This window comes from Flammeovirga agarivorans (assembly GCF_012641475.1).
Classification (GTDB): domain Bacteria; phylum Bacteroidota; class Bacteroidia; order Cytophagales; family Flammeovirgaceae; genus Flammeovirga; species Flammeovirga agarivorans.
This window is the reverse complement of the sequence record NZ_JABAIL010000003.1, coordinates 694,647-720,763: the sequence shown is the minus strand read 5'-3', so window position 1 is coordinate 720,763 and position 26,117 is coordinate 694,647. Positions and strand designations below refer to the sequence as shown.

Genomic DNA, 26,117 nt, shown 5'->3' with positions numbered 1-26,117 from the left:
TAGTGAATGAACATTTCTTTAATAAGTTTTAATTTATAGGTTATTTGTTATAATTTTGATGATAAACAATAATAACCTAAATTAAATCTGATTTAGAAATGACCTCTAAACAAACGGAATTACACAGTATTGTGAAAAAATCGGAGAAATCACTAGCTACTGAGGTATTATCAGAAGAAAAAACAAATGACAGCGTTCGTTTGATTAATGATACTGCCCCAAAAGAAATCAAAGAGAATGCTCATATTTTAGATGATCATTTCGATGTTGGGTATGCTTATAGTATATCTAAATTATTGCTGAAATTTATCAATGAGGGTTATTTCAGAATTAAGTTTGTCGGTTTCGATAAGATTCCTGAACGCAACAACCCTGATGCCCCAATTATATATGCAAGTAATCACTCAGGAATGGCTTTCCCATGGGATGCAATAGCCTTTGTTTCTGGATTATTTGATAAAACGGATTACGACCTACAGAATAGTGTTAGAGCAATTACAGCCCCCGCTCTTTCCCGTAGTCAGTTTATGAATCCCTTCACTTTAAAGAACTTCTGGAAAAAACTCGGTGCCATTGATGCTACTTGGTTGAATTATGAAACAGCCATGCATTACAATGGCTCTAATATTTTGGTATATCCAGAAGGTGTTCCCGGTATTGGCAAAGGTTTCAATAATAAATACTCCCTTCAACGTTTAGCCACTTCTACGTTGAGAATGAGTATTAAGTATAAAACAGATATTGTTCCTTTTGCAACAGTCAACGGTGAATACATCAATCCTTTTAGTTATAGTGTTTCCCTATTGAATGATTTTGTTCAAAAACTGGGAATCCCATTTCTACCGATTGGGGTTATGACCACACTGATCCCTATTCAGCCGTGGATGTTTTATTTTGCCTTCCCTGCCAACTTAACTTTTGTAAGAGGTAAAAGAATCAGCCCTTATAAAATGGTAGGTGAAAGAAGTATTGAGGATATTTCCGAAGAAGAAATTTATGCCCTTAGCGAGGAAATTCATGATCAAATGCAGATAGAACTTGATAAAGCTGTTGCTATTTATGGTCAGAAACCCTATGATTTAATGGATTTGTTGTCCGTTAATCTAAAAGACATCAACCGAGCGTTTAAATTCTTCCCTGCACTGTGGCCTATAGTATTCAAAAAGCACAGTGAAGATTTTAAATCACTCAGAAAAGAATTGGAAGAGAATGGTGGCTACTCCAAAGATGCACAAGAGCAACTTGATATTGTAAGGCCTATCGTCGATCAACAAAAAGAATTAGATGTTTCATTGAGTTCTGTGGTCGATACTATCGTTGAAAATCCTGAGATTTTATTGTTTTACACCCCTATTGCAGGTTTGTTACATATCTTCTCATCAAAATAAATAAGCAAAATTGAAAATAAAACGGCACTTGTATTTGAAATCAAGTGCCGTTTTATTTTATTCCATAGTGAATACAAAAAATTAAAGAATGAACAATAAGAATTTAATTATTATCCTGAGCGTTATTGTTGGAATTGCTGCAGTTGGAGGAATTTTTTACTTTTCCATGCAAGGTGGTCCCGAGATGACTTTTGTAAAAATTAAAGATGCGATTGATGATAAGGACCTTGACAGTTTTAAAAAATATGTAGATGAAGATGCTATTATTAATAGTTTAGTCGACCAGTATATCACTTTTGCGATGGCTCAAAATAATGGTGAAGTTGATATTGCTACAGGGTTAATTGCTTTTATGAAACCTTCTATTGTTTCTATTGTAAAAGAGCAGGTGGAAAATAGCATCGTTACCGGAAATCATAATATCCCGAATACAATTGAAGGAATTAGTACTGAGGTAATGGGTTTATTAGCGATTATCAAAGGAGATGGAGCTGTATTTAAAGGACTTAAAGAAAAAGTGGTGGATGAGCATCAAGCTTCACTCACTTTTCAGCTTCAATTAGAAGGGAGTGATAGAATTGATGACCTCATCGTAAAACTTAGAAAAACAGATGACGGGTGGCAAGTATATGACGTCAAAAACGTCAGTGCATTACTCGAAAGTTATATGAAAACATTACAATAAAGATAAAGGTGCTATAAGGCACCTTTTTTTATTTGCTCAAAAGTCAGTTTTCAATTATCAATAGCCATTTTTTACACGACCATCTATTAAATAATTGACAACTTTGTAATACTAAAAGGATGAGCTAAACAATAAGATATTAACATCGTCATTTCAACAATGAGCGAACCACTCGAATAGAGGTTGAACACACACAACTATCTACATCGACTATCAATTAAATTATCTTTATTAATAAGTCACCTATAAAAAAGTGGTTCAAGTTTTTAATTTGAACCACTTTGCTATTTCTATTTAAAACGCTTACTCACTACAAGAGCTTTATTGTTTCCTTCTACCCAATCATAAAATCCTTCTCCAGATTTCACTCCTTTGATGCCCGCTTGCACCATATTGACCAACAATGGACTAGGAGCATACTTATCATCTCCTAACCCCTCCTGTAAAACTCTCATGATGGATAAACAAACATCTAATCCAATAAAATCTGCCAATTGTAGTGGCCCCATTGGATGAGCCATACCCAATTTCATAATCGTATCGATTTCTTCTACACCTGCTACACCATTCTGAAGTGAAATAATTGCTTCGTTGATCATTGGCATTAAAATCCTATTGGCAACAAAGCCGGCATAGTCATTGGCAGGTACTGGAACCTTACCAATCTTTTTTGACATGTCAACAACAAAGTTAGTGGTTGATTCATCAGTGAGGTACCCATTTATCACTTCCACCAACTTCATCATCGGTACTGGATTCATAAAATGCATACCAATGACTTTCTCTGGTCGCTGAGTACACGCAGCAATCTTTGTGATAGAAATTGATGAGGTGTTGGAAGCTAAAATGGCTTCAGGCTTTGTCAAACGATCCAGGTCCTCAAAGATCTTTAATTTGAGATCAACATTCTCTGTTGCTGCCTCTACTACTAGATCTGCTTCTTTTACTCCTTCTTCCATCTTAGAATAAGTAGTTAAGTTGGCTAAAGTAGACTGCTTTACTTCTTCTGTGATTTTTTCTTTTGCAATCAAACGATCCAAGTTTTTAGTGATCGTTTTCACTGCTTTTTCAAGTGCCGCTTCAGAAATATCTACAAGAGATACTTTAAATCCGTTCTGCGCAAAAACATGAGCGATACCATTGCCCATAGTACCTGACCCAATGACTGAGATGTTTTGCATTGTTAATTGTGTTTATTGGTATAAAAAGTTCATGTGTTTAGAAACTGAATAGTTATTCACTTTTCAATCTCTGATAAATATAGGCATTGCATTAGAAAAAAGGTAATATGAATTCTAAAAAATCCACCTTTTATCATCAATATAACTGATAGAATTATTATCGATTTCCCCTCCCTAAAAACACCTTTTTTATAGATATCTAATACGATTCTACCAGTAAAATTAAAGTCTACTTTGAGGTGTTAATGAATGTATAGACAAAGCGTTAACACTATATAATTCAAGTAACTAACCACAACTTTTTAGCGTCCTACACTCTTAACAAATTTATTACACATAACAACTTTATTCCTATGGAAACATTATCATCACTTTATACAAGTAAAGAGTACATTCGCATTTTTATCAAATTCAAGGATGAAAAAGATTTTATCAATTCATATATCAATAACTTTAATGCTAAGGTCGAATATGTGTTTGAAATGCCTAAATATGGTCAACTAAGAGTGGTTGCTTTAACTTCTCCTTTTGGCAATATCTCTGTAGTAATTACAGACTCATTAGAGGGTTTTCCTGCTTACCTTGTCAATACCAAAGTTCTTTATTGGACAGATGATATTGACAAAGTAATTGCCGCTGCAAAGAAAGAAAACTTCATCATTCATCAAGAGAAAACTCCTGTACCTATCGGGTACCAAGGAAGGTTCGAAATGCCTGGCGGCTATGTTGTTGAGTTGGCGGAAGTCAATGATGGAGGGAAAAAGTATTTTAATCCTGATCTTGAAGAGTTAGGGTATATCTCTTAGCATTAACTACTACTTATCAACCCAGGAATTAATTCCTGGGTTTAAAAGAAAAAAGCGATGAACTCCTTTCGAAATTCATCGCTTTATATTTCTATTGAAGTAATTACTTCAAAATTATTCTGCTACTGAAGCTGCTTTTGTAATCCAGCTTTCCACTAAGTCCTTCGATGGGTTAGGGATTTGCTTTAATTTCAACTTCTTCTTCATACCGATGAAGTCGTTCATTAATTTACCAGCGGCTTTATCTGCTAAGTCAGATACCATGTAGAAACCTAACTTGTGCATCACAGGAACTAAATCTTTCTCAACACCGATCGACGACCATTGCTCTTCAGAAGAAGCTACAGGCCATTTTTCAGGACGCATTTGAGGGAAGAACAATACTTCTTGGATAGAAGCATTATCTGTTAACATCATTACAAGACGGTCGATACCAATACCTAAACCAGATGTAGGAGGCATACCATATTCTAATGCTCTTAAGAAGTCTTGGTCGATAAACATTGCTTCGTCATCACCAGCTTCCATTAACTTCATTTGCTCTTCAAAACGCTCTCTTTGGTCGATTGGATCGTTAAGCTCAGAGTAAGCATTCGCTACCTCTTTACCATTTACCATCAACTCAAAACGCTCTGTTAATTCAGGATTATCGCGGTGACGCTTACATAAAGGAGACATCTCTACAGGATAGTCAGTAATAAATGTAGGTTGGATATAGTTCCCCTCACATTTCTCACCAAAGATCTCATCGATCAATTTACCTTTACCCATAGTTTCGTCATGCTCAATGCCTAACTCATCACAGAATACACGTAATTCTTCAACAGACTTACCGTTGATGTCTTTACCTGTGTGTTCCATAATTGCCTCAGCCATTGTTACTCGACGGTATGGAGCTTTGAATGAGATTTCGTTATCTCCTACTTTCGCATCTGTTGTACCATTTGCTGCCATAGCAACATGCTCTAAACATTGCTCAGTAAACTCCATCATCCAGTTGTAATCTTTGTACGCAACATAGATCTCAACAGCTGTAAACTCTGGGTTGTGTGTTCTGTCCATACCTTCATTACGGAAGTTACGAGAGAACTCATATACACCATCAAAACCACCTACGATCAAACGCTTTAAGTAAAGCTCGTTGGCAATTCTAAGGTATAAAGGTATATCCAAAGCATTATGATGAGTAACAAATGGGCTTGCTGCTGCACCACCAGGGATTGCCTGAAGCACTGGAGTATCCACTTCTAAATGACCGTGATCATTGAAGAAGCTACGCATAGCGTTAATGATTTTCGTTCTCTTTAAGAACGTTTCCTTAACACCTTTATTTACTACCAAATCAACATAACGTTGACGGTATCTTAATTCTGGATCTGTGAATGCATCATGAACAGTTTCGTTACCGTCCTCATCCTTAGTGATCTTTACAGCTGGAAGCGGTTTCAACGATTTTGATAAAACCTTCAAGCTTTTCGCATGAATACTGATTTCACCAACTTGAGTTTTGAATACAAAACCCTCGATTCCAATAAAGTCTCCTCGATCTAAAAGTTTCTTGAACACCTTATTGTACATCGTCTTGTCTTCACCTGGACAAATTTCGTCTCTTGCGATGTAAACTTGGATACGGCCTGTTGCATCTTGAATTTCAGCAAACGATGCTTTACCCATTTCACGAACGCTCATAAGACGACCAGCAATAGTAATTGTACCGTAATCGTTTGGTCTACGTTCGAAGTTCTTTAATATATCTTCAGCAGAAACGTTTACGTCAAATTTTGCCGCTGGATATGGATCAATACCAAGATCCATGATCTGTTGTCTTTTTTCTCTACGGAGTACTTCCTGTTCGCTAAGAATTTGCATTGTTGAATGTTTTATTCTTGAGAATAGTAGCCTAATTTGATGCTACTACACAATTTCAATCAACGAAAGTAATAGATTTAATTTGAATAATTGCCCTATTGAAAGAAATTCGTAATCAGAATTTCAATAATTAAAATATATTTTGATAAATCAATCAAAAATTAAATAAGAATTGCTGTATTGTTCTTATTCTATCTTATCCACCATCATTTTTACTTAAAGATTTATCGGTGTTGCCATTACCCGTCTCAGCTAAATCACCAGTGGGTTTTGATGGATCTTCTTTTGTCTCTTTTAAAGTCTTTTGTTTCGCGATATCTTTACTAATTTCTGTTGGCATCTTTTCAATCAGTTCACTAAGCGTTTTATAGGAAGCATCCAGCTCATCCAACCTACGATTGATATCTTCCTTATCCAACATGCCTTCCTTTATTGATTGGATGGTTTGGTCTAGTTTTGCCACCTCTTCATTTATTTTCTGAATACTTGTTGGAATCTTGTTTATCTGTGTTTCCAAATGAGCATCCTTTTCTTCCAATGTCGTGAGATGGGTATTAATAGCATTGATGTCTTCGTCAGAAGGTAATTGATCTACTTTAGCCAATAAGTCTTTTTCTAAAGCTTCAATTGCTGTCACTTTTGTCATCACCTTTTCAACTACATCTTTTTTGGGTAACTTTTTCACTTTTGTATCCAAGGCAGAAATATTTTTTGAAAGCCCCGCTAACGTATTCTTCAAGGCATCTACCTTATCTTCAAATTGAATGATATTACTGTTATTGATCACATCAGTTAATCTGGTAAGTGACGCGTCTAATCCTGAAGACTTCTTAATAATATCGTCTAAGTCTTTATGGGCATCTTCTATTCTTTTATTCAATTGTTGACTTTGCTTATCCGCCATACTTGCATTAAACGATGACAAAGAGAAACCAATAAATAATACGACACCCAAAACTTTACCTAGATCAGTAAGTTTTGAAATGTTCTTTTCACTGTAAAAAGTTTCTCCAAGAATGGCGACTAGACCTGCTACTGCAGGAATAAAATGACTTAAGTAAGAAACATAGCTGTCTACATAAGTGATCTCACCACTGAAAAAGAAGATTAGAGTTGAGATCAATCCGGTAGAACCAAGTACGATAGCAATTAAACCAATAGAGTTATAAGGTAGAAAACCTTTGTTCTTGTCTTCCTTTTTTTCTTTCAGGCATTTTGTGATTAAAGGAACAAAAGTGGCCACCAAGGTAATGGCATATGAGATATACAAACTGGCGTATTTACCCGGGTCCTCTTCTTTAGGGTGTTTTGAATGCTCAATAAACGCCGGTTGAATATAATTCAATAATAGCATTAATGAGAAAAGAACGACAATAAAGCCTCCAAACAATGCAGATTTTTGCACATGAACTTTGAACGGATCGCTATCTACAGAAAATCCTTCTTTTTTAAAACCGATAATTAGAAACAGGCAGGCAAATACTACACAGTGAGAGAGAGTAAAAAAATTTAAGTATTCCATTTTTAAGTTTTAGTGGATAGTTGAGTTTTATATATGAAAGTCAAATAATAGTTTTGTAATCAGCTACTTATAAAAAAGCCTCAAATACTTTAAATATTTGAGGCCTTTGATGTTTTAGTTATTTGTAAGTGGTATCCTACTCGATTCTTTTTCATTTTTCTTAGAGAAAAAGAAGATTAATGCTCCAGATGTAAAGAACATGATTAATGAATATACACCTGCAGCAATAGATAGGTCTACTCTTCCCATAATACCTATTGCAATGGTAATCGCCATAGTACCATTCTGTATTCCTGTTTCAATGGCAATAGAAGTTGCTTGAGGTGTTTTTAAGCGGAATAATTTAGCCGCTAAGAAACCGATTCCCATTGTGATTACATTTAAAAGTAATGCCGCCGATCCTGCTTGAGAGAAATATTCGATCACATTATCTCTTTCTTTGATCACAATACCCAATATCATCACAATTAAAATAACTGCAGATGCAATTCTTGTAGGTTTAGCCATCTTATGTGCAAAGGTGGTTGAAAACCTTCTAATCGCCATTCCCAAAATAATCGGAATAATACTTACAATCATAATCTTCTTGATTGTTTCAGGTACATCCAATAAGATCTCCTGATCTTGGCTGATAAAAAATGTTGATCCCATATTGATCACAAAAGGAATAGTAACAATTGTAGCAAAACTACTTACGGCTGTTAATGACACCGACAATGCAGTATCTCCTTTGGCCAAATGTGTGATAAGATTGGATGTTGGTCCCCCTGGGCATGCTGCAAGGATAATTAATCCTACTGCAATAAACGATGGCAACGCTAAATAATAGCCAATACCAAAAGCCACAATCGGTAAAACAACCAATTGTAAAACGAGTCCTAAAATTACAGCAGTAGGATTTTCTGCTACTCTTTTAAAATCATCTAAGGTGAGCGACAATCCCATACCCAACATAATGATGGCTAAAGCCAAGCCGAGCAATAGCGTACTAGTTTCATTCATAGTAGTAAAAAATTAGTTAGTTAATGTTACGATTAAATACAAGTCAATATGATTTCACAGATTTTGTTCCAATTTTCAAGAAGGCTACCAAATTAGGGAGAAAAGAAGACCAACTAAGTAAATATAGATCACTAGTATACAACTAGTTAATCTGACGATAATTTGAGAAGGGAAAAATAGTTTTAATTATTTCAGAAGATTTAAAATTATTAAGATTTCTAACTTGCATCCTATATTAAAATCAAAAAGAAAGGTTAATAAAGGCAACCGAATATTGAATTTGCCGTTATTTAAATTAAATCAACTCAACAAAAATGAAAAAAAGATATGACTATAAGTTTGCTTCAGTACATCTCCGATGTTAAATCTGAAATTAGGTTCTTAGAAAACGAAATAACTTTCTATTTAAATGAAATAAAATTATCAAATGAAAGAATAGACCTTTACCTGAATAGAGATTTAGATACATTCCAAAAAAATAAGCTTAACGAATTTAAGACAACAAACATTCAATTATCAGAAGACATTAAGGCTATTTATCAAGAGATTGACTCCTTTGATGATTCATTGTTACATGAAAGTAATAACACAAAGGTATGTGAAGATACTTTTGAAAAATACCACTCTTTTAAAGAGAAGTTAGATGAAGTAATTAATCGTTACATGGATGTAAAAGACCAATTAGTAAGATTTTCGATTTCGGCGTTACGTTAATTAGTATCGCCAAAGATTATTAAAAATATTAAGGAAACCACTTGGGTATTAGTTCACTCAAGTGGTTTTATTTTTTGTAAAACTAAAAAAGATGTTAACCTTCAATATTTTTTATCCTGTAGATCAGTTCATTATTATTTTATTGTGAAATCATTTTGATAATGTCCTTTTCTCCGCTTAAATTTGTAGTCCGTTCAAATGAGAACGGCCAGTTCACTTTGGGGTCGACTGGTTTTGACAGGTTGATATTTTGCAAGTATAAGCATGCAGGCTCATGGGATGAGAGCCTTGAAAGATAGTTCCAAAATCTAGTTGGCAACAATTCGTTTGCTATGGCTGCCTAGTCTCCCTTAGGGTTGTAGACATTTGGGCTTAAATGGTTGAACGCGTATCGCGTTCCCGAGCTACATCGTCCTTTGCCTTGATCTTTGGGCGAAGAATCGGCGGTGCCGTAATCATTGATCTAGTCTGATACCTGCTGTGGGTTGAGGATGAAGCTTTAAGCAGATAAGGATATATTTTGGTTGTTTCCGGCGGGATATATCACGAAAATTTAAGTGAAACTAAGCATGTAGAAGGCTTGACAAGGTGCTTCTCTGGACGAGGGTTCGACTCCCTCCGACTCCACTAGAAACCGCTTTTACAGTATTGTATGAGCGGTTTTTTTGTTTAGTGAAAAAACATGAATTTTAATAGCCATAAATCCAAAGTATGACTATACCAACTAAATTATAAATACGGTTATATTTTCACACCCTTCTATTACTTTAAAATAAAAAATCTATTCCTAAAAATATTTTTTTACCTTAGTATATCATTTATAATATTTACCTACAATAATGTTGACTTTCAAACGTATCACGCTACTACTTACATTTACCTTCTTCTTCTCTCTACTACTATTTGCCCAAGAACAAATAGATACCAATAGTACCAATAGAGGCCTTACACCTAAAATAGACAATTATAGCTCTAAAATTACTGATAGCCGTAAATATGCTCTGATTATTGGCTCTGATCAATATGAAGGTAAACCTATGTGGAGAGACCTTAAAAATGCAGAGTATGATGCAACAAGTATGAAAGAACTATTAGAAGTTAAATATAATTTTGAAACCGAACTATTACTTTCTCCTACAAAAAATGATGTTTTAAAGACAATTATATCTTACCATGATAAACTTAAAAGGGATGATCGATTTCTAGTTTTTATTGCTGGTCATGGAGATTATGATAAGACTATTTATAATGATGGTTTTTTAGTTTTCAAAGATACAAAACCATCTACTGAAGATTTTGCAAGAAGTACTTATTTGGCATATAATCAACTCAATGGAATTCTTAATTCTTTACCTTCTAAACATGTTGGAATTATTTTAGATGTTTGCTTTGGAGGAACATTTAATAACAAAGTAAACTCTTATCGATCTGGGAATAAAGTTTATGACTCAAAAAGTACTACGACATATGCAAAACAGAAATTAGCTAAAAAATCAAGATTATTCTTAACATCAGGTGCATTAGAACCTGTACCCGATGGGTATGCTGAAAAGCACTCACCTTTTTGTTATTTACTACTTGATGCTTTAGAAAATGGTGATAAAAATGGACATCCTATCACACTGTCATGGCTCCACCAACAAGCTCAGTTAAATATAACAGAATCAATGTATGGTTTCTTTGGAGATAACCAACCTGGAAGCGAGTTTATCATTGGAGGAATAAAAAGTAGTGATAACTCATCTCTTGTGAACAAATTATTGGAAGAGAAAAACCTTAAGTTAGAAGCCGAAAGGAGGGAGAGAGAGGCAAGAAGCCTTGTACTTACTCAAGACGCTAGAGAGGCTTATGCTCAGAAGAACTATACTGATGTTGTACGAAACCTAGTAGATGCTTATGAATTAGATAGTACTAATTATGACCTTCAAAAAGTATATTATAAGATGATGTTAGAACATGATTCTTTATACTTTAGTCAAAAGTTAAGTGAGCCTCCTCTTCCACAACAAAAATTAATCAAAACTGACTCTTCTGTTATTTCCGATTTTTCTTATTATGGGATCAGTGTAGATTATGAAGGACGAAAAATATTTGCCTATTCTGATAATCCATATAACCGATTATACCATATTCTTGACTTTAATGGAAATGTATTAAAATCATTCGATAAAGAATTCAATTTCAACTCTGCTATTTTTAAGAATAATAGAATATATACATATTATGATGGAAAACTTAATGTATACAATGATGAATTTAAAAAAGTCTATGATTTCAAAATCAATAATGATATATCTATAAATAACAAAGGAGCTTTTCAAGTCTCAAAAGATGAATTGATTGTAATAGAAGAATCAAAAGGCTCTTATATGTTCTATAAACGGAACAAAAAAATAGCGAATATTAAAATTGAGAACTCTGACTTTGTCAGTAATATTTTCTTTGATAAGAACCAGAATATTACATTTTGTTATCATAAAATGACGAAAAATAATGAAGGTGAAAGTAGAGAGTATATTACGTATAACTTGAAAGGTAAAAAAGTCAAAACTATACCACAAAAAGATAATTTTTATTATTCATTCAGAAATATATTTAGCTCTTCCGATGGACATGTTTTATTAACTATCAATAACAATGTTCTTTTAGATGAAATCCAAATGAATAACGATTCTATTGATTATATTTTTTACATCAATAAAAGTTTCAAGCTTACTAAAGAGAAATTTGAATTACGAGACGACAAAACTACATATATCAAAGAAGTTAATGACTCTTTAAAGATTAGTAACAGTAATGATTACCCTCATGACTTTCTTTTATTGAATGATTCTATTGTTGTCATTGCACATAAACATGACATCCTTATAAAATCTATTTCTTCAAATAAGATAATTTCAAGATTTAAAATAAATGGTTCCTTTATTAAAATGTATACTAATGGCAATGGATTTTATTTACTAACAAATAAATCTATACAGCACATTTCCAAAAATGGAACTATTATAAATGAAACAAAATTACCTTTAAGCACTTGTATTGATTTTTCATTTTCACCAAAAAATGAAACTATTATAGTATATTATTGGAATGGAAGATTTTCTGTTCTAAATAAAAATTTGAGATTTAAATGTCTACTTTTTAATAGTGATGACGGTCCTATTGATACTAGAAGAAGTGCTTATTTTTTAAATGAAGAAACATTTATAATCAATGGTGGATTTTATGAAGTTTATGAACAAAAAAAATTAGAAGGGAAACCAATAATTTTTAATTCTAAAGGTGAAATAATTAAAATACTACCTGGAACTATTATAAATCAATATTGGACAAACGATAATTGGATGGATAAGATTATTAGAATAAAAAATAATCATTATATATTACTAACTGCAGAAGAAAATACTAAGAAACCTTATATGTATGAGATAAACTCAGATGGTGAAATAATATATTTATTTCAAAAAGAATTAGAGTCATATAATCATCCATTAAGTTATTCTGATAAATTAAATCATTTAGACTCTTTATCATTTTCTTTTTTGTCTAGTATTGATGAAGATTGGGCTTATAAATGGTTTGATAATGGTTGGAATAGGGTTGAAAGCTCTAATTTGATTTATGGTGTATCTTTAAATGTTAATTATAATATCTTTAATTTTTTAGATAAAAGAACATTACCAGTAAGAAAAAAAACTGTCACTAGAATTAACAACAAATTAACCCCGATACTATTAACAGACCAAGTAGAAGTATTTAACTCCCAATATACTCATACCAATCAAATAAATATCAAATATGACGATAGTAAAACAATCAATGATAGTTTGTTCTCATTATCAAATCATAATATACTAGATAATAAAGTTGTCACAGATATTTTAATTTTTAATATAAATAGCAAAGAAATTATTTATAAATTAAATAAACCAATTCAACTTGAAAACACTTCTATTTCATATCATGTTATTAATGAAATACTAAAAATTCAATTATACTCTCATATTGGAGGATCCTTTTCAACCATATTGGTAAATTTGACTAATAGAAATTTCACAGATCCAATACCATTTGAAATAAATAATAATGATTTAGATACTAACTCTAGTAAATACATAGCTTATTATTCATATCAAAATAATACTATTTTAAATCTACTTAATAGAAATACTTTGAGAACAATATGTTTGTTTAATCAAAATGAGCAAATTTCTAATAACCAATCTTACAACAGAAGAATAATAAATATTGGTGAAGACATTTATGTTAAAACTTATAACACACTGTATTTTCTTGATGTACCAAACAAAAGTCTTAATCCAATAAAAGAATTCAAGCCTATTACTCAGAAAAATGATTTTAATATATATTCATCAAAAACATTTACGACTCTTTCAAAAGAATATTATATAAAAGATAACCACGACCCTGATACCCCAAATAAATTTACTTTTCAAGATTCCGTTTTTAAACATATTGAAATTCCATCTAATCATGATGACGATTATATTCACGTCCTTTTTAAGAAGGATAAATTCATTGTATTACAAAATGAAAGAGATTCATATTTTTTTAATTACTATGTGGGTAAGAACAGGTTAGAATACCTTAATAAAGGTCCTAATTATAATTCTATAAACTTTTTTAATCATGAGAATTTATTTATCGGGATTAAAGATAATAAGGTCAGTATTCTAAATAATGAGGGAAAAAATTTGGTCACTTTAAGTTTTAATAGAAAAATTTTTTCTGCTAACTTTTATTCTGGGTATCTAAAAATCATCTCTAATTCCGATGGATTATATGAAGGTGAAATCAGCTTACAGGAAAATAAAAATAATGTACATTGTATACCTCTCATTAAAAATGGTTTACTGAATCTTAAAAAAACTGTTTTATTTGAATAAAAATAACATAATCTATTAGTGTGAACCATGTTATATGATACATTTAAAATTCTATCGAAATGTTCATAACGTTTAGTCTAATAATTGTGTCAGAGACCCTAGTCCATTAAAAGGAGGATTACGAAAGCATAATGAATGGTCATAGGAAAAGTAAGTTCCACAAAATTGGGAATAGTCAACTTCTGACTCCCCCTCAACCACCCAGGATTTAAATCCTGGGTGGTTGAGGGGATGCCTATAAAAAACCATCCCTTTATATCAACTCCACTCTCCCCTACAACCGAACATCACCAACACTCACCGTATTCATTAATCTATTGTACTCCTCAATGCGTTGGGTGTTAGGAGTATCGTCGAAAAAACGGACGTTCTCACCGATACGGTCTTTATCGCCCAATTCTTTTCTGGCTGTTTCGATTTTCGACATAAGTTCTTTTACCTTTTCTGGATATTGATCAGCGACATTGAATTGCTCTTCTTTGTCTGTAGAAAGGTTGTAGAGTAGTAATTCACTTACTCCATCAATCTTTCTTTTTGCCCATTTCATAAATTTAGGTTTTGCTTGTCGAGGAAGTACCAGCTTCCATTCCTTATCTCTAACACCATGCAAATGTGTATAAGAATAGTAGTAATAATACAGATGGCTGCTTTCCGCTCCTTCAAGGATTACTTTTGTAAAATCTTTGCCATCTATGGTGAGATTTTGAGGTATTCTAGCATTGGCTAGATTTGAAAAAGTAGGAAAAAAGTCCATGGTGGTTAATAATTCATGGTTCGTTAGACCCTCTGTCATTTTTCCTTTCCACTGCATAATACATGGTACTCTTACGCCTCCTTCCCATGTTTGCGTTTTATTCCCTCTTAAAGGATATGCACTTCCTCCATGGTCCCCAATTTTATCTTCGACCCAAGGGCCATTATCAGAAGTGAAAATAACTAATGTATTCTCCTCTAATCCTTCTGCTTTTAATGTTTTAAGTACCTCCCCAACACTCCAGTCCAACTCTTCAATAACATCTCCATAAAAACCTCCTTCAGAAGTACCTCTAAAATTTTGCGAAGCTCCCAAAGGTACGTGGGGCATATTATGTGCTAGGTATAAAAAGAAGGGACGGTTTTTATTCTCTTTAATAAAGGTGGTGGCTTTCTGCGTATACATGCCCGTCAGTAACCCCATTTCTTTTACCGTATTGATGGTCATAACGGTGTCCGTATTATCAAGTACAGTTGCTCTAAATTTAGGGTTATCCTCAATCAATTTCGTATTTCCATTGTATTTAGGTGTTCCGTAAAATAGGTCAAAACCCTGATCTAATGGCATTTGCCCTTCACTTTCCCCTGCATGCCATTTCCCTATGCAGGCAGAAGTATAACCTTCAGTTTTTAGCATTTCAGCTATAGTTATTTCGTTTGGGTGAAGTTTTGTATGGAAGTTCTTCGCATTATTCGGTTCTGCTATTCTAATGGGGTAACAACCGGTTAACAATGCTGCTCTTGAAGGTCCACAAAGCGGTTGTGCATAGAAATTTGTAAACTTTATTCCTTCATTTGCCATCTGATCTAGATGAGGTGTTTTGATTTTGGGAGCTCCATAAGAGGCTATATCATTGTACCCTAAATCGTCCGTAAGAATAAGTACAATATTGGGTTTGTCCGTTGTTTTATCTTTATCAAAAGTATTTTTATGACAACTTATTAGTATAAAAACTAAGGGTAGAAAGAGGTGTATTTTTTTCATTTCATTTTTTCTTATGTACTATTCAATCTTAAGGTTGAAGTATAAATCCTCTACAACTAATCATATATTTGTATTTTGTATTTCATATTTATAATTTATGAAATCAACTTTCCTACAAATTGTATATTTGTTGTATTAAAAAATTGGTCGTTCCTTCTACTAGTTAGAAAAATCGTTAGTGATGTAATAGCTTGAATTCAATAAAAAATAACAGAGATTGTTCAAAAAATTAATTTGGGGGAATGAGTAAGCCACCTTCCTTCAAATCTTTGCTTGATGATACTCTTATAAACCGTTTATTGCTTTAATTCCAATACAACGAGTATTTGCTATAGGTAGATTTCTAATTCTTAAATCCTTCTCGGTCATCTTCCCCTTTGCATTCTCCCCTTATTCTTATTAATATTGTATAGTATAACTATTGTAGAAATATCAACTAATTAACTAATGAAACTTTTTAACTCTTCATGGCTATCTCTGTCTGTGTTAGCCTTTGTTTTTTTCTACTCATGTGATTCTACCAAAGATGAGCAAACAACAGAATGGGAAAACGGTAATCTTGTATTATCTGAGATGCATCTTAACATTGAAACTTCTGTACACTCTGAAATTTTAGCACTTGAGCCTTCCGACGTCTTGATTACTGCTACTTTATCGGGTAGACAAGCTGGACATGAAATCACAAACGAAACTCATGAACTAGGGGTTGGATCTTATACGGTGAATATCACGAATAACCCTGAGAGTATCGGTACTCCTGCTTTTAAATATGAAACTACGATTGATATCAAAGCTAATGAGGATACGAATTTATCCTTCGAGGAGAAACTTACTGATATCAATGTTTTAGTTATTGAGCTTGAGGAAGAGTATAAAAATGCATTCAAAAACTTAAGCTTAGAGATTACAGCATTAGATGGTACGCTATTAGCAAGTACAGATCAAGTAGGTGAAAATAAGGCGATCTACCCTATCAGCGGTGCCTTTTTTATTACTGCGGTCTCTGAAGATGCCAAGAACTCAAAGTTCTTAACTTCGTATGCTGAATTTAGTTCTATCAGTACATCTAGTAGTATCGTCAAAACGTCTGATATTATTGATTTACAAGAAGGGTTTTCGGATAAAGCTACTCTATTAGCTATAAAAGATGTTTTCTACCAAATCGATGAGACTAACTTGGATCGATACAATTGGGATGCTTCACTTGAACTTAAAGATTTCACGAATGTTGAAGTAAATGGCGATAACAGAATTAGAGAGCTCTATATTAGGGGACTAGATCGAGATTTCCAGTTACATGGAACATTAATGTTCCCTAGGGACCTTGCTAACCTTACTGATGTAGTAAATTTAAAGTTTAACTATAATTACTTCAGTCTCTTCCCTAATGAAATCAACCAACTGACAAAATTAAAGATCTTTAATGTTTACGATACAAGTTTTGATGATTTACCAAGTACTCTTGCTGAATTATCAATTACTGAGTTGAATATGGGACAAACAATTATTTCGGGTCCCCTGCCAGCTGTAGTGACAAAAATGAAGACCCTAGAAAAATTGTCTATTTCAGACAACGGTAACATGGATCCTACTCCAGACCTTAGTGTATTGCCTAATTTAGAGGTTTTATATATGAGTTATTGCTGGGATGCCTTTAGAACACTTCCCAATTGGTTATTCAAGTGTACTAATTTGAAAGCATTGAGTTTCAGTGGAAACTATATAAAGAGTATACCTAATGACATCAATAAATTAGTCAATTTAGAGGTACTTTATATGGGTAGTAATGAAATTACTTACTTACCAGAAAGCTTAGCAGACCTAACGAAATTAAAGACGTTATATGTTGGTAATAACAAGATTAATACTGAATTTCCGTCTTTCTTACTTGAGTATGAAGACATGGAAAATCTTTATATTAATAATAATGAGTTTACGGGTGAAATTCCTGAAGGATTAAGTAACCTTACCAACCTTAAAATACTAAAATTAGAAGGTAACTCTTTTACAGGTGAAATCCCTCAAGCAATTTTAGATATGGATTTGGAAGAGTTGACTTTTGATGAAGCTAACGAAAGAACAATGTAATATATTTATCGTATTGCACAAATAAATAAAGGCTTGACATAGGTAGAAAGAAACAATTTCTCCTATGTTAAGCTTTTTCTTTTTCCTATTATCTAAGTATACTTTTGCTATTTATTCCATTGTTTTTGCTCCTAACTATCTTTCGATACAAATGATTTCACCTTTGCAATATCAACGATAACCCATTTCTTACATAAAATTGCAGTTTTATCCCACCTAACACATACTACTTATAATCAATCACTTACAAAATTCAATACTGCAAGTGAAGGTTTTGAAAGATATGAGTACGGTAGAGTCTACTCCAATGCGTTAAAATTGTAACAACAACACTTACAAGAAATCAATTCTCTACTGAGTTATAATACAGCTCTTTACATCTAAATAAAAGTAACATGAAAATACTGTCAATGGACCTTATGCTTCCTAAATAAAGAAAGCAATTGCTATCGATCACTACATCTATCTTTTGTCTGACAACCACTTTACTCTAAAAGATTAAATCAATGATCTTACCCTTTAGCAGACAATAGAGATTTTCAGAAATAATTTTTAAATGGGATAAGTAAAATCGAGGAATATTACTTATTTGATTAAACACACATGAAATGAATAAATTATTACCACTTTCAATGGTGCTACAGCTATTGTTTGTAGGGTTGTATACTTATGGTCAAGATTTATCTACCCAAGTCATCCCTACTCAATTAGTTCCAGTCACATCTTCTTTGGTTTTTACATCGGGCCGCTTTCAATTTGAAATAGGAAGTGATGCCCATCCAAAATCACTAAAATTAAGTAGTGGAAAAGAAGTTTTACGAAATAATTTCACCAATGGACTAAGATTACAAATACCAAATGAAGAGGACCTTTTGTTTACTAAAGTCTTCACTTCTGCTGATAACATTGTATTCGCTACTACCAATGAGCAATATTATGCTACTTTCAACATCGATGCACAAAGTACCTATATCGCTTTTAATTTGGTTGATTTTTATGGAGATCTACCTTTAGGAGCAACGATGACATTTACGATCAATACTGATGAGTATACAAAGTTGCTTTCTTTTGATTATATGACTTTGGATCAAAGTACAGTATCTCATCTAAGTATCTCTTTCGAACATCTTTGGGAAAGATATAAAGGAAATACTTTGGGAGGTTTTGCCCTATATACTTTCTCCAATGAGGAAGAACAGGATGAAAGTATACTACGAGCTTGGGGTAGAGAGCTCATGCCACATCCTACAGTTCCTGGAACTTGGAATTACGAAAGAGCTGTTCAATGGATTGAAGAATGGAAAGCTACTTTTGAAGATCAAAGTGTATTTTATATTCGTCCCAATAATGCACAGGAGCTTCCGCTTTTTGAACCCTATTTTGAAATGGCAGATGTGACCACTATCAATATGTTTACGGACGTATGGCATGGTGGTTTTTGGCCATCAAATACACTAAACTGGGAGGTTAACGGAATTTTTAATGGGAAAGAAGAACTCCAAGCATTTTCCAATACTCAAGCCCAAAATGATAGAAGTATTAATTTACACTATGTTAGTGGCGGTATTGGAAAACAAGACCCACTTTACGCAATGGATAATTTATCTGATGACCTAGCGACTTGGGTAGAGGGTACTTTGCATCAAGGAATATCAGAAAATGAGCTGGTGGTATATTTTAAACCAAAAGAAGCATGGTATAATGCACCCTCTACACTTTCACAGGAGAGTAACACATTTGGGCATCTAAGTGGTCCCTTACCTACCTTCTTTCATTACAAATACCTACAAATTGGTGATGAAATGGTCCAAGTAAACGGTATCCAAACTTTACCTGATGGCACTTGGCAATTTAATATTGAAAACAGAAGTATCTTTAATACTCCCCGCTCTGAACATGCCAAAGACACAAAAGTGAAAGGGATTATCTTAGCCTATAATCAAGTTTATGTTCCTGAAAATAACTCCGCTCTTTTCGATACGATTACCATGAAATATGCAGAGCTATTAAATGACTGTAAGGTATCTAACGCATTGTTTGATGGTGCAGAGATTCATGTCTTTGACGGAAAGTGGGGGTTCCGAAAGTTTGCACAGAAAGTATATGAACAAGTAGATCATCCGATTGTTGTGAGAACTTCCAATGGAAAAGAGCCTGAAGCAGGATATATTGAATATCAATTAAATAGTACAAAGGCTTACCTTACTTCTCCTGTTGGAGACCATAACCATGGCAGACCATCACTTCGTTTAGAACGAAAAAGTACTACCCATAAAAATGAGGTAAGGGAATCGTCAAACCTCTTTGCAGCTAACTTTATGTTAAGTGTTCAGGCTGCGGTAAATGGAAGGAATTTCTCAATACTACGACCTGATCCTATGTTTGGTATTTCTTTGGAAGAGCTAACACAGTACGGAAAGACTGAAGAGTTATTATCATTACTACCAAAGTGGAAAAATGCAAATAAAAAGCTTACTGCAGCTCAACGACAGGTCATGACTTCAACACACTTTAAGTATGAAAATAAATGGGCATCTGAAGTCACCTATGAACTTAAAGAGTTAGACCAAGAATATGAGTTAGTCCCTATCCAAATGATGTCTCAACATGTAGATTCAATTCAAGATGAGCTAGAAGTAGAACCTGCTTTACAATATTTCCATTCGAAACAAGAAGATGGAATGTATATTCCGAGGGTGAATACAAACTTTGGAGCTACAAAATATTTGGAAAATAAATACTCGACTCAAGCACCTCAATTTATCATCAGAGTCATGTGGGGAAATGAAGATGTTGTTCACCCTAGTATTCATATCAATGGTGCTACTTTAACTGTACCGACTACTATTTTGGCGTCAGCAACAGAAAGTCAGTATATAGAATACCGAGGTGGTGATAAAGCAAAAATCTATGATAAAAATTGGAACTTAACAAGTGAAGTGGATGTAGATCTACAAGGCACTTTTGAAGCTCAACAAGGGTTTAATGAAGTGACACTTTCTTCAACAAATCAATCTACAGCAGCAATAGAACTATTCCTATTTACTGAAGGAACGCCACTCACTGTAGAGAAGATTCAGCATGCCTCTTTACAAGAAATCACCGTCAATGACATACCCTTAGAAAACTTCTCACAATATACCACTGAATATCAAGTGAATTTACCGGAAGGAACAGTGGAAACTCCACACATCCAAGCCACTAGTTATCATGCCAAGGATTCAATTGAGATCATACCTGCTGAAAACTTTTATGGAACTACGATCATCAATGTATATAGCGAAGATGGTAGTTCTATGCAAACCTACAAGGTAAAACTCAATGTCCTCGGTCGAGCATTTTACAAATTTGATGAGGGTGAGTATTATCCTAGTTTAAGAGGACATACCGTAACGGTCACACCAAATTTAGACAATCCGTTTCCCGATGAGACTGTTGCTGCTTCTACCAAAGTAGCCAAAATCACTAGAGGGCCCTATCAGAATGCGTTAATTGCTTTCGACCTTAATGGACAATTGGATAAAACAGGGGAAAAAGTCTTTCGCTTTAAGGTCTATCAGGCCTCTGAACAGGGTGCCTATCCTAAACGCAATAATATTTATTTCTCCGTTAAAAATAGAAAGAATAATGGACCCAAATATGAAGATTTTATCCTTATAACTCAACAAGATCAATGGGTAGAATATGTGTTCGATTTCTCTGATAAAGATTTCACATTAACCGATTACGATGAGCTATTGATCTTTTTTGGTGGCGGGGATATCAATGAGACAGGTGGCGTGGAATATTATATCGCTGATGTTGAAGGCCCGCACATCAACTACTCACAAGATGCTGATTTAAAATCAATTACCATCAATAATGAACCCCTACAAGGTTTTGATCCCAATACTTTAAATTACAGGATTACATTACCTTTTGGAACAGCAAATGTACCATCGATTACCGCTAATAAAAATAGTGAATTGGCATCAATATTACTCCAAGAGGCCACATCACTTCAAGATACTACACATATTCAAGTCACAAGTGAAGATGGTTCCCTGGCTAAATTATATCAGCTTACTTTTGATATCGCCAAAGACCCATCGAATGCTACTTTAGTAGATATTTTATTGGACGATATAAGTATCACATCATTTCACCCTACTACTTTTGAGTACACCATCAATTTACCTATTGGGACGACTAATCTTCCGTCTCTTCAAGTCATCCCGTACAATGAAAATGCTACTATTGAAATTATAACAGCCAAAAACTTTTATGATTCTTCTCTAATTACGGTCACTTCCGAGGATGGAACTGCTACAGCATATTATTGGTTACATTTTGATATTCCAGGCAGAGAGTACTATAAATTTGATGGCAATACCTACCCTACAAGCATGCATTCTGGAACGACAACTATCACTCAAAACCTCACCAACCCTGCCGGTAATAATATTGTTGGCAGTGCTGTTAAAGTAGGAAAAGTAGTTCGTCAAGGAGTACAAAATGCAGTAATTGTATTTAATCTAGATGGAGATATCGATTTTAGTTCCGACCAACTATTTAGAGTAAAAATATATCAGGCTTCTGGTCAGGCCAACTATCCAAGGAATAATAATCTTATCCTAAAGATCATGAACAAAAATAATATTGGCCCTAGTTATGACCAAAGAGCCTCTATTACAGTTCAAGATGAATGGGTAGAATATATATTTGATTTTTCGAATGAAGATCTATCACAAACTACCTACAATAAGTTACTGTTATTTCTTGGTGGCGGTGATATCTATGAAACTGAAGGAGTTGAATACTATATTTCAGCAATTGATGGTCCTAGTTTGAGTAGTTCAACAAGTAACAATCGATCCATTTACTCCCAATCCAAAGAGGATTTTGGTCTACAAATTTATAAGTCAAGTGAACACCAACTTACGGTGGCATCTGACGATACTTTGAAGGGAAAATACATCCAAGTCATCTCCTCTAATGGGGTGCTACTGTATGCATCAACCTTAAAAAATACCGTGGAGAAAATTCATATCGATCAAAAAGGATTAATGATCGTAAGGGTATTTGATCAGGAATTGAATGTTGTCGAAAAAGTGGTTTTCTAAGCGAGATAAAATTCTAATCCCAGCTACTATTTATCTGATCTATCCTAAAGATAACTGAGATAAATAGTAGCTTATCCTTTCTCCTTTTTTAAAAACATTCTGATGATAAAATCAGTAATTCTGTTATTTAAACTAGGAAATAAACCTTGGTTAATTGCCACAAACTTAGCTTTCCAGCCTGGTATAATCATATAGTTTTTGTTTGCTAATCCTCTCAACAATTTTTTGCAGGCGACTTCCAAAGAAAGGTTTCCTGCAAATTGCTTTAAAACTTTGGCTACTTTGGGCGATTCTAACCTTTCTGCCTCTACTAAAGGTGTGTCTATTTCTGGAGGACAAGCTACTGACACCTGAACTCCCATAGGTTTCCATTCACTTCTTAATACTCCAGCAAATCCAATTGTCGCAAACTTCGACGATGAATAGGCTGAATACCCATAATTTGGCACAATCCCTGCTAAAGAAGCGATCAACATTAACTGCCCTTGTGATACTTTTAATAATGGGAAAGCGGCTTCAGCTACATTTCTAGTACCAAAAACGTTTACATTTATCAATTCTTCAAAATCATCTTTTGTGAAATCATTAAAGGGAACACACCGACCGATTCCTGCAGAATGAATCACGATATCTACCCCACCGAGTAAATTATTCCCTTCTGCAAAAGCACTAACAACAGTATTTAAATCAGTGGTTTCAGTATAAATAGCATGTACTTTATTGGTATCACTCTGGAGGGCTATTGTCTCCTTTGCTTCCTCTAGTCCTTTTCTTCCAAAAAGTACTACATGAGCTCCAGACTTAGAAAGTTGTTTTCCCATTTCTAAGCCGATTCCACTTGTCCCTCCGGTGATAAAAACATTCTTATTATTAAAGTATTTCATGTGTTCTTTGCATTGATGAAGTGTGTCAGAGCTAATTTCATAAATATCATTGAATTCGGATCAATCATCTCCTCCATAAATCTAAATAATGTTATAATATTTTACACAACACTGTCAACACCAAAACTAGTACACTTTATGATATAAGTAAGCTGTGCATATTCAATGCACTCATCGGTTATACTATTGTGACAAATCCACTTCAATTTACCCTTATGAAAGCCATATATTCATTATTGATATTTATATTTTTCAGTTTTCAGTTGTTTGCTCAAGAAGATACTACTAGCCATTGGTTGGAAGAATGGAATAAGGAGAGGTATCAGAATGATCAAAAGAAATTTTCTCAGGAGAAAATCAAAAATCGTATTGAAGAAAAAGCAAAAGAAGCCCTAATCTATAATCAAAAAAATAATCTATCCTCTAAATACTGTATTCTGATTGATATGGGAATACACTCTGGTAGAAATCGCTTTTTTGTATATGATCTTGAAAAGAAAACGGTATTAAAAGAAGCGTTGGTTTCGCATGGCTGTGGTGACTTTATGTGGTCTAGTGATGAAACCAGAGCCAAACCTACTTTTAGTAATGTCTCTGAAAGTCATTTGTCTTCTTTGGGAAAATATAAGATCGGAAAAAGAGGCTACAGCAATTGGGGTATCCATGTGAACTATAAGATGCATGGTTTGGAAAGTAGTAATAGTAATGCTTATAAAAGGATTATCGTTTTACACTCTTGGGACGCAGTAAAAGATGAAGAGATTTTCCCTGAAGGAACTGCAGAAGGTTGGGGATGCCCTGCCGTTTCCAATACTACTATGCGTTATTTGGATCCTCTTTTAAAAAGTGAGGATGATGTATTAATGTGGATCTATCAATAATCTCTTCCCTACTCAGGAATTAATTCTTAAATAGATGAAAGGAAATGAGGTGTATATGTTGCATCTACAATCTTTTCATTATTATATTGCGACACTGTCGCATAAATTAGAAGAGAAATTATGAACAATAAATTACCGGTAACTGTTTTAAGTGGATTCCTTGGAGCAGGAAAAACAACACTACTCAACCATATTCTTCACAACAAAGAAGGTTTAAAAGTAGCTGTTATTGTGAACGATATGAGTGAGGTAAATGTAGATGCAGATCTAGTAAAAAACGAAAATACCTTATCGCGTACTGAAGAGAAATTAGTAGAGATGAGCAACGGTTGTATCTGTTGTACACTCCGCGAAGACCTAATGGTTGAAGTAGAACGTTTAGCAAAAGAAAATAGATTCGATTATTTACTTATTGAAAGTACAGGAATTAGTGAACCTGTTCCGGTAGCACAAACCTTCTCATTTATCGATGAAGAAAACGGTATCGACCTTTCTAAATTCAGTTATATCGATACTATGGTTACGGTTGTAGATGCGTTTAATTTCTTTAAAGATTTTGGTAGCCCTGAAAGGCTTGTAGATAGAGAACTGACAGATATTGATGGTGACTATAGAACCATCGTCAATTTACTTACAGATCAGGTTGAATTTGCCAATGTGATTCTTCTGAATAAAACAGATCTTGTCGATAAAGATCATTTGGGAGTGTTACATGCTGCTATTAAAAAGCTCAACCCTTCAGCTAAAATTATTGAATCGTCTTACAGTAAAGTAGCTCCTTCTGCTATTTTAAATACTGGTCTATTTAATTTTGAAGAAGCTGAACAAAGTGCAGGTTGGATCGAAGAGTTAAATAAAGAATCACATACTCCAGAAACAGAGGAATATGGTATTTCTTCGTTTGTCTACAGAAATAGAAAACCATTTGACCCTGAACGTTTTTGGAAATATATTCAATACTTATTCCCTACTACTGTAATAAGAAGTAAAGGTCTATTTTGGTTGGCCTCAAGACCTGATCAAGCATTAGTATGGAGTCAGGCAGGAGGTTCCTTAAAAGCAGATAGTGCTGGAGTATGGTGGAGTAGTATGCACCTCAATAAAAGATTAAATTATGTAGCCTTTTTAGAAAACCAAGCATCAATTGAGGCAAAATGGGATCAAACATTCGGTGACAGAAACAACGAAATCGTATTGATTGGTCAGGATATGGATGAAGAGCAAATTAGAAAAGATCTGGATGAATGTCTTGCCACTGATAAGGAGTTAAAAACACTTCGTTGGAAACTGGGCTATGATGATGATTGGCCGGTCGAAAGATCATTCGCTTATGATGAATAGAATGCAATA

The 26,117-nt window shown here is 33.8% G+C and carries 15 protein-coding genes and 1 other RNA gene; 10 read left to right on the top strand and 6 right to left on the bottom strand.

The features are described from left to right. Positions 1 to 98: 98 nt before the first annotated feature. Positions 99 to 1,388 carry a lysophospholipid acyltransferase family protein gene (locus HGP29_RS11770; protein ID WP_168882603.1) on the top strand — a complete coding sequence of 430 codons (1,290 nt, stop codon included), beginning with the start codon at positions 99 to 101 and terminating at the stop codon, positions 1,386 to 1,388. 88 nt (positions 1,389 to 1,476) lie between these two features. Continuing rightward, positions 1,477 to 2,073, top strand: coding sequence for a hypothetical protein (locus HGP29_RS11765; protein ID WP_168882602.1), 597 nt, complete (start codon positions 1,477 to 1,479; stop codon positions 2,071 to 2,073). Between the two features lie 290 nt (positions 2,074 to 2,363). Here the strand turns inward: HGP29_RS11765 and HGP29_RS11760 are convergent, their stop codons facing one another. Beyond that, the gene (locus HGP29_RS11760) at positions 2,364 to 3,254 is read right to left on the bottom strand and encodes a 3-hydroxyacyl-CoA dehydrogenase family protein (protein ID WP_168882601.1); all 891 of its coding nucleotides are present in this window, start codon (positions 3,252 to 3,254) and stop codon (positions 2,364 to 2,366) included. Between the two features lie 353 nt (positions 3,255 to 3,607). Here HGP29_RS11760 and HGP29_RS11755 point away from each other — a divergent pair, with 353 nt between their 5' ends. Continuing rightward, positions 3,608 to 4,060 carry a VOC family protein gene (locus tag HGP29_RS11755; RefSeq protein ID WP_168882600.1) on the top strand — a complete coding sequence of 151 codons (453 nt, stop codon included), beginning with the start codon at positions 3,608 to 3,610 and terminating at the stop codon, positions 4,058 to 4,060. A 114-nt stretch (positions 4,061 to 4,174) separates the two neighbouring features. On the opposite strand, the gene lysS is transcribed toward HGP29_RS11755, so the two are convergent. The 3 genes from lysS to HGP29_RS11740 all read right to left on the bottom strand — a co-directional run bounded on the left by lysS (position 4,175) and on the right by HGP29_RS11740 (position 8,453). Further along, positions 4,175 to 5,929, bottom strand: coding sequence for a lysine--tRNA ligase (gene lysS, locus HGP29_RS11750; RefSeq protein ID WP_168882599.1), 1,755 nt, complete (start codon positions 5,927 to 5,929; stop codon positions 4,175 to 4,177). Between the two features lie 196 nt (positions 5,930 to 6,125). Next, a complete protein-coding gene (locus tag HGP29_RS11745) occupies positions 6,126 to 7,451 on the bottom strand; it encodes a coiled-coil domain-containing protein (RefSeq protein ID WP_168882598.1) in 1,326 nt (441 codons plus the stop codon). A gap of 114 nt (positions 7,452 to 7,565) precedes the next feature. Further along, entirely contained in the window at positions 7,566 to 8,453 is an 888-nt protein-coding gene (locus tag HGP29_RS11740) for a bile acid:sodium symporter family protein (RefSeq protein WP_168882597.1), read from the bottom strand. A gap of 327 nt (positions 8,454 to 8,780) precedes the next feature. On the opposite strand from HGP29_RS11740, the gene HGP29_RS11735 reads away from it, so the two are divergent. The 3 genes from HGP29_RS11735 to HGP29_RS11725 all read left to right on the top strand — a co-directional run bounded on the left by HGP29_RS11735 (position 8,781) and on the right by HGP29_RS11725 (position 14,074). Then, positions 8,781 to 9,167, top strand: a complete 387-nt coding sequence (locus tag HGP29_RS11735) for a hypothetical protein (protein ID WP_168882596.1) — start codon at positions 8,781 to 8,783, stop codon at positions 9,165 to 9,167. Between the two features lie 220 nt (positions 9,168 to 9,387). After that, positions 9,388 to 9,797, top strand: a transfer-messenger RNA (tmRNA) gene (gene ssrA / locus HGP29_RS11730). Between the two features lie 209 nt (positions 9,798 to 10,006). Further along, positions 10,007 to 14,074: a caspase family protein gene (locus HGP29_RS11725; protein WP_168882595.1), complete on the top strand. Its 4,068-nt coding sequence runs from the start codon at positions 10,007 to 10,009 to the stop codon at positions 14,072 to 14,074. A gap of 274 nt (positions 14,075 to 14,348) precedes the next feature. Here HGP29_RS11725 and HGP29_RS11720 read toward each other — a convergent pair whose 3' ends face one another. After that, on the bottom strand, positions 14,349 to 15,812 hold the full coding sequence (locus HGP29_RS11720; protein ID WP_168882594.1) for a sulfatase family protein: 1,464 nt from the start codon (positions 15,810 to 15,812) through the stop codon (positions 14,349 to 14,351). A 447-nt stretch (positions 15,813 to 16,259) separates the two neighbouring features. Here HGP29_RS11720 and HGP29_RS11715 point away from each other — a divergent pair, with 447 nt between their 5' ends. Further along, positions 16,260 to 17,900 (top strand): leucine-rich repeat domain-containing protein, encoded by a 1,641-nt coding sequence (locus HGP29_RS11715; protein WP_168882593.1) that lies wholly within the window; start codon positions 16,260 to 16,262, stop codon positions 17,898 to 17,900. A 608-nt stretch (positions 17,901 to 18,508) separates the two neighbouring features. Beyond that, a complete protein-coding gene (locus HGP29_RS11710; RefSeq protein WP_168882592.1) occupies positions 18,509 to 23,002 on the top strand; it encodes a cadherin-like beta sandwich domain-containing protein in 4,494 nt (1,497 codons plus the stop codon). A 71-nt stretch (positions 23,003 to 23,073) separates the two neighbouring features. On the opposite strand, the gene HGP29_RS11705 is transcribed toward HGP29_RS11710, so the two are convergent. After that, entirely contained in the window at positions 23,074 to 23,886 is an 813-nt protein-coding gene (locus HGP29_RS11705; protein ID WP_168882591.1) for an SDR family NAD(P)-dependent oxidoreductase, read from the bottom strand. Between the two features lie 215 nt (positions 23,887 to 24,101). Between HGP29_RS11705 and HGP29_RS11700 the strand changes: the two genes are divergently transcribed. Next, positions 24,102 to 24,767 carry a murein L,D-transpeptidase catalytic domain-containing protein gene (locus HGP29_RS11700; RefSeq protein ID WP_168882590.1) on the top strand — a complete coding sequence of 222 codons (666 nt, stop codon included), beginning with the start codon at positions 24,102 to 24,104 and terminating at the stop codon, positions 24,765 to 24,767. Between the two features lie 120 nt (positions 24,768 to 24,887). After that, positions 24,888 to 26,108 (top strand): GTP-binding protein, encoded by a 1,221-nt coding sequence (locus tag HGP29_RS11695; RefSeq protein ID WP_168882589.1) that lies wholly within the window; start codon positions 24,888 to 24,890, stop codon positions 26,106 to 26,108. The last annotated feature ends 9 nt before the right edge of the window (positions 26,109 to 26,117 follow it).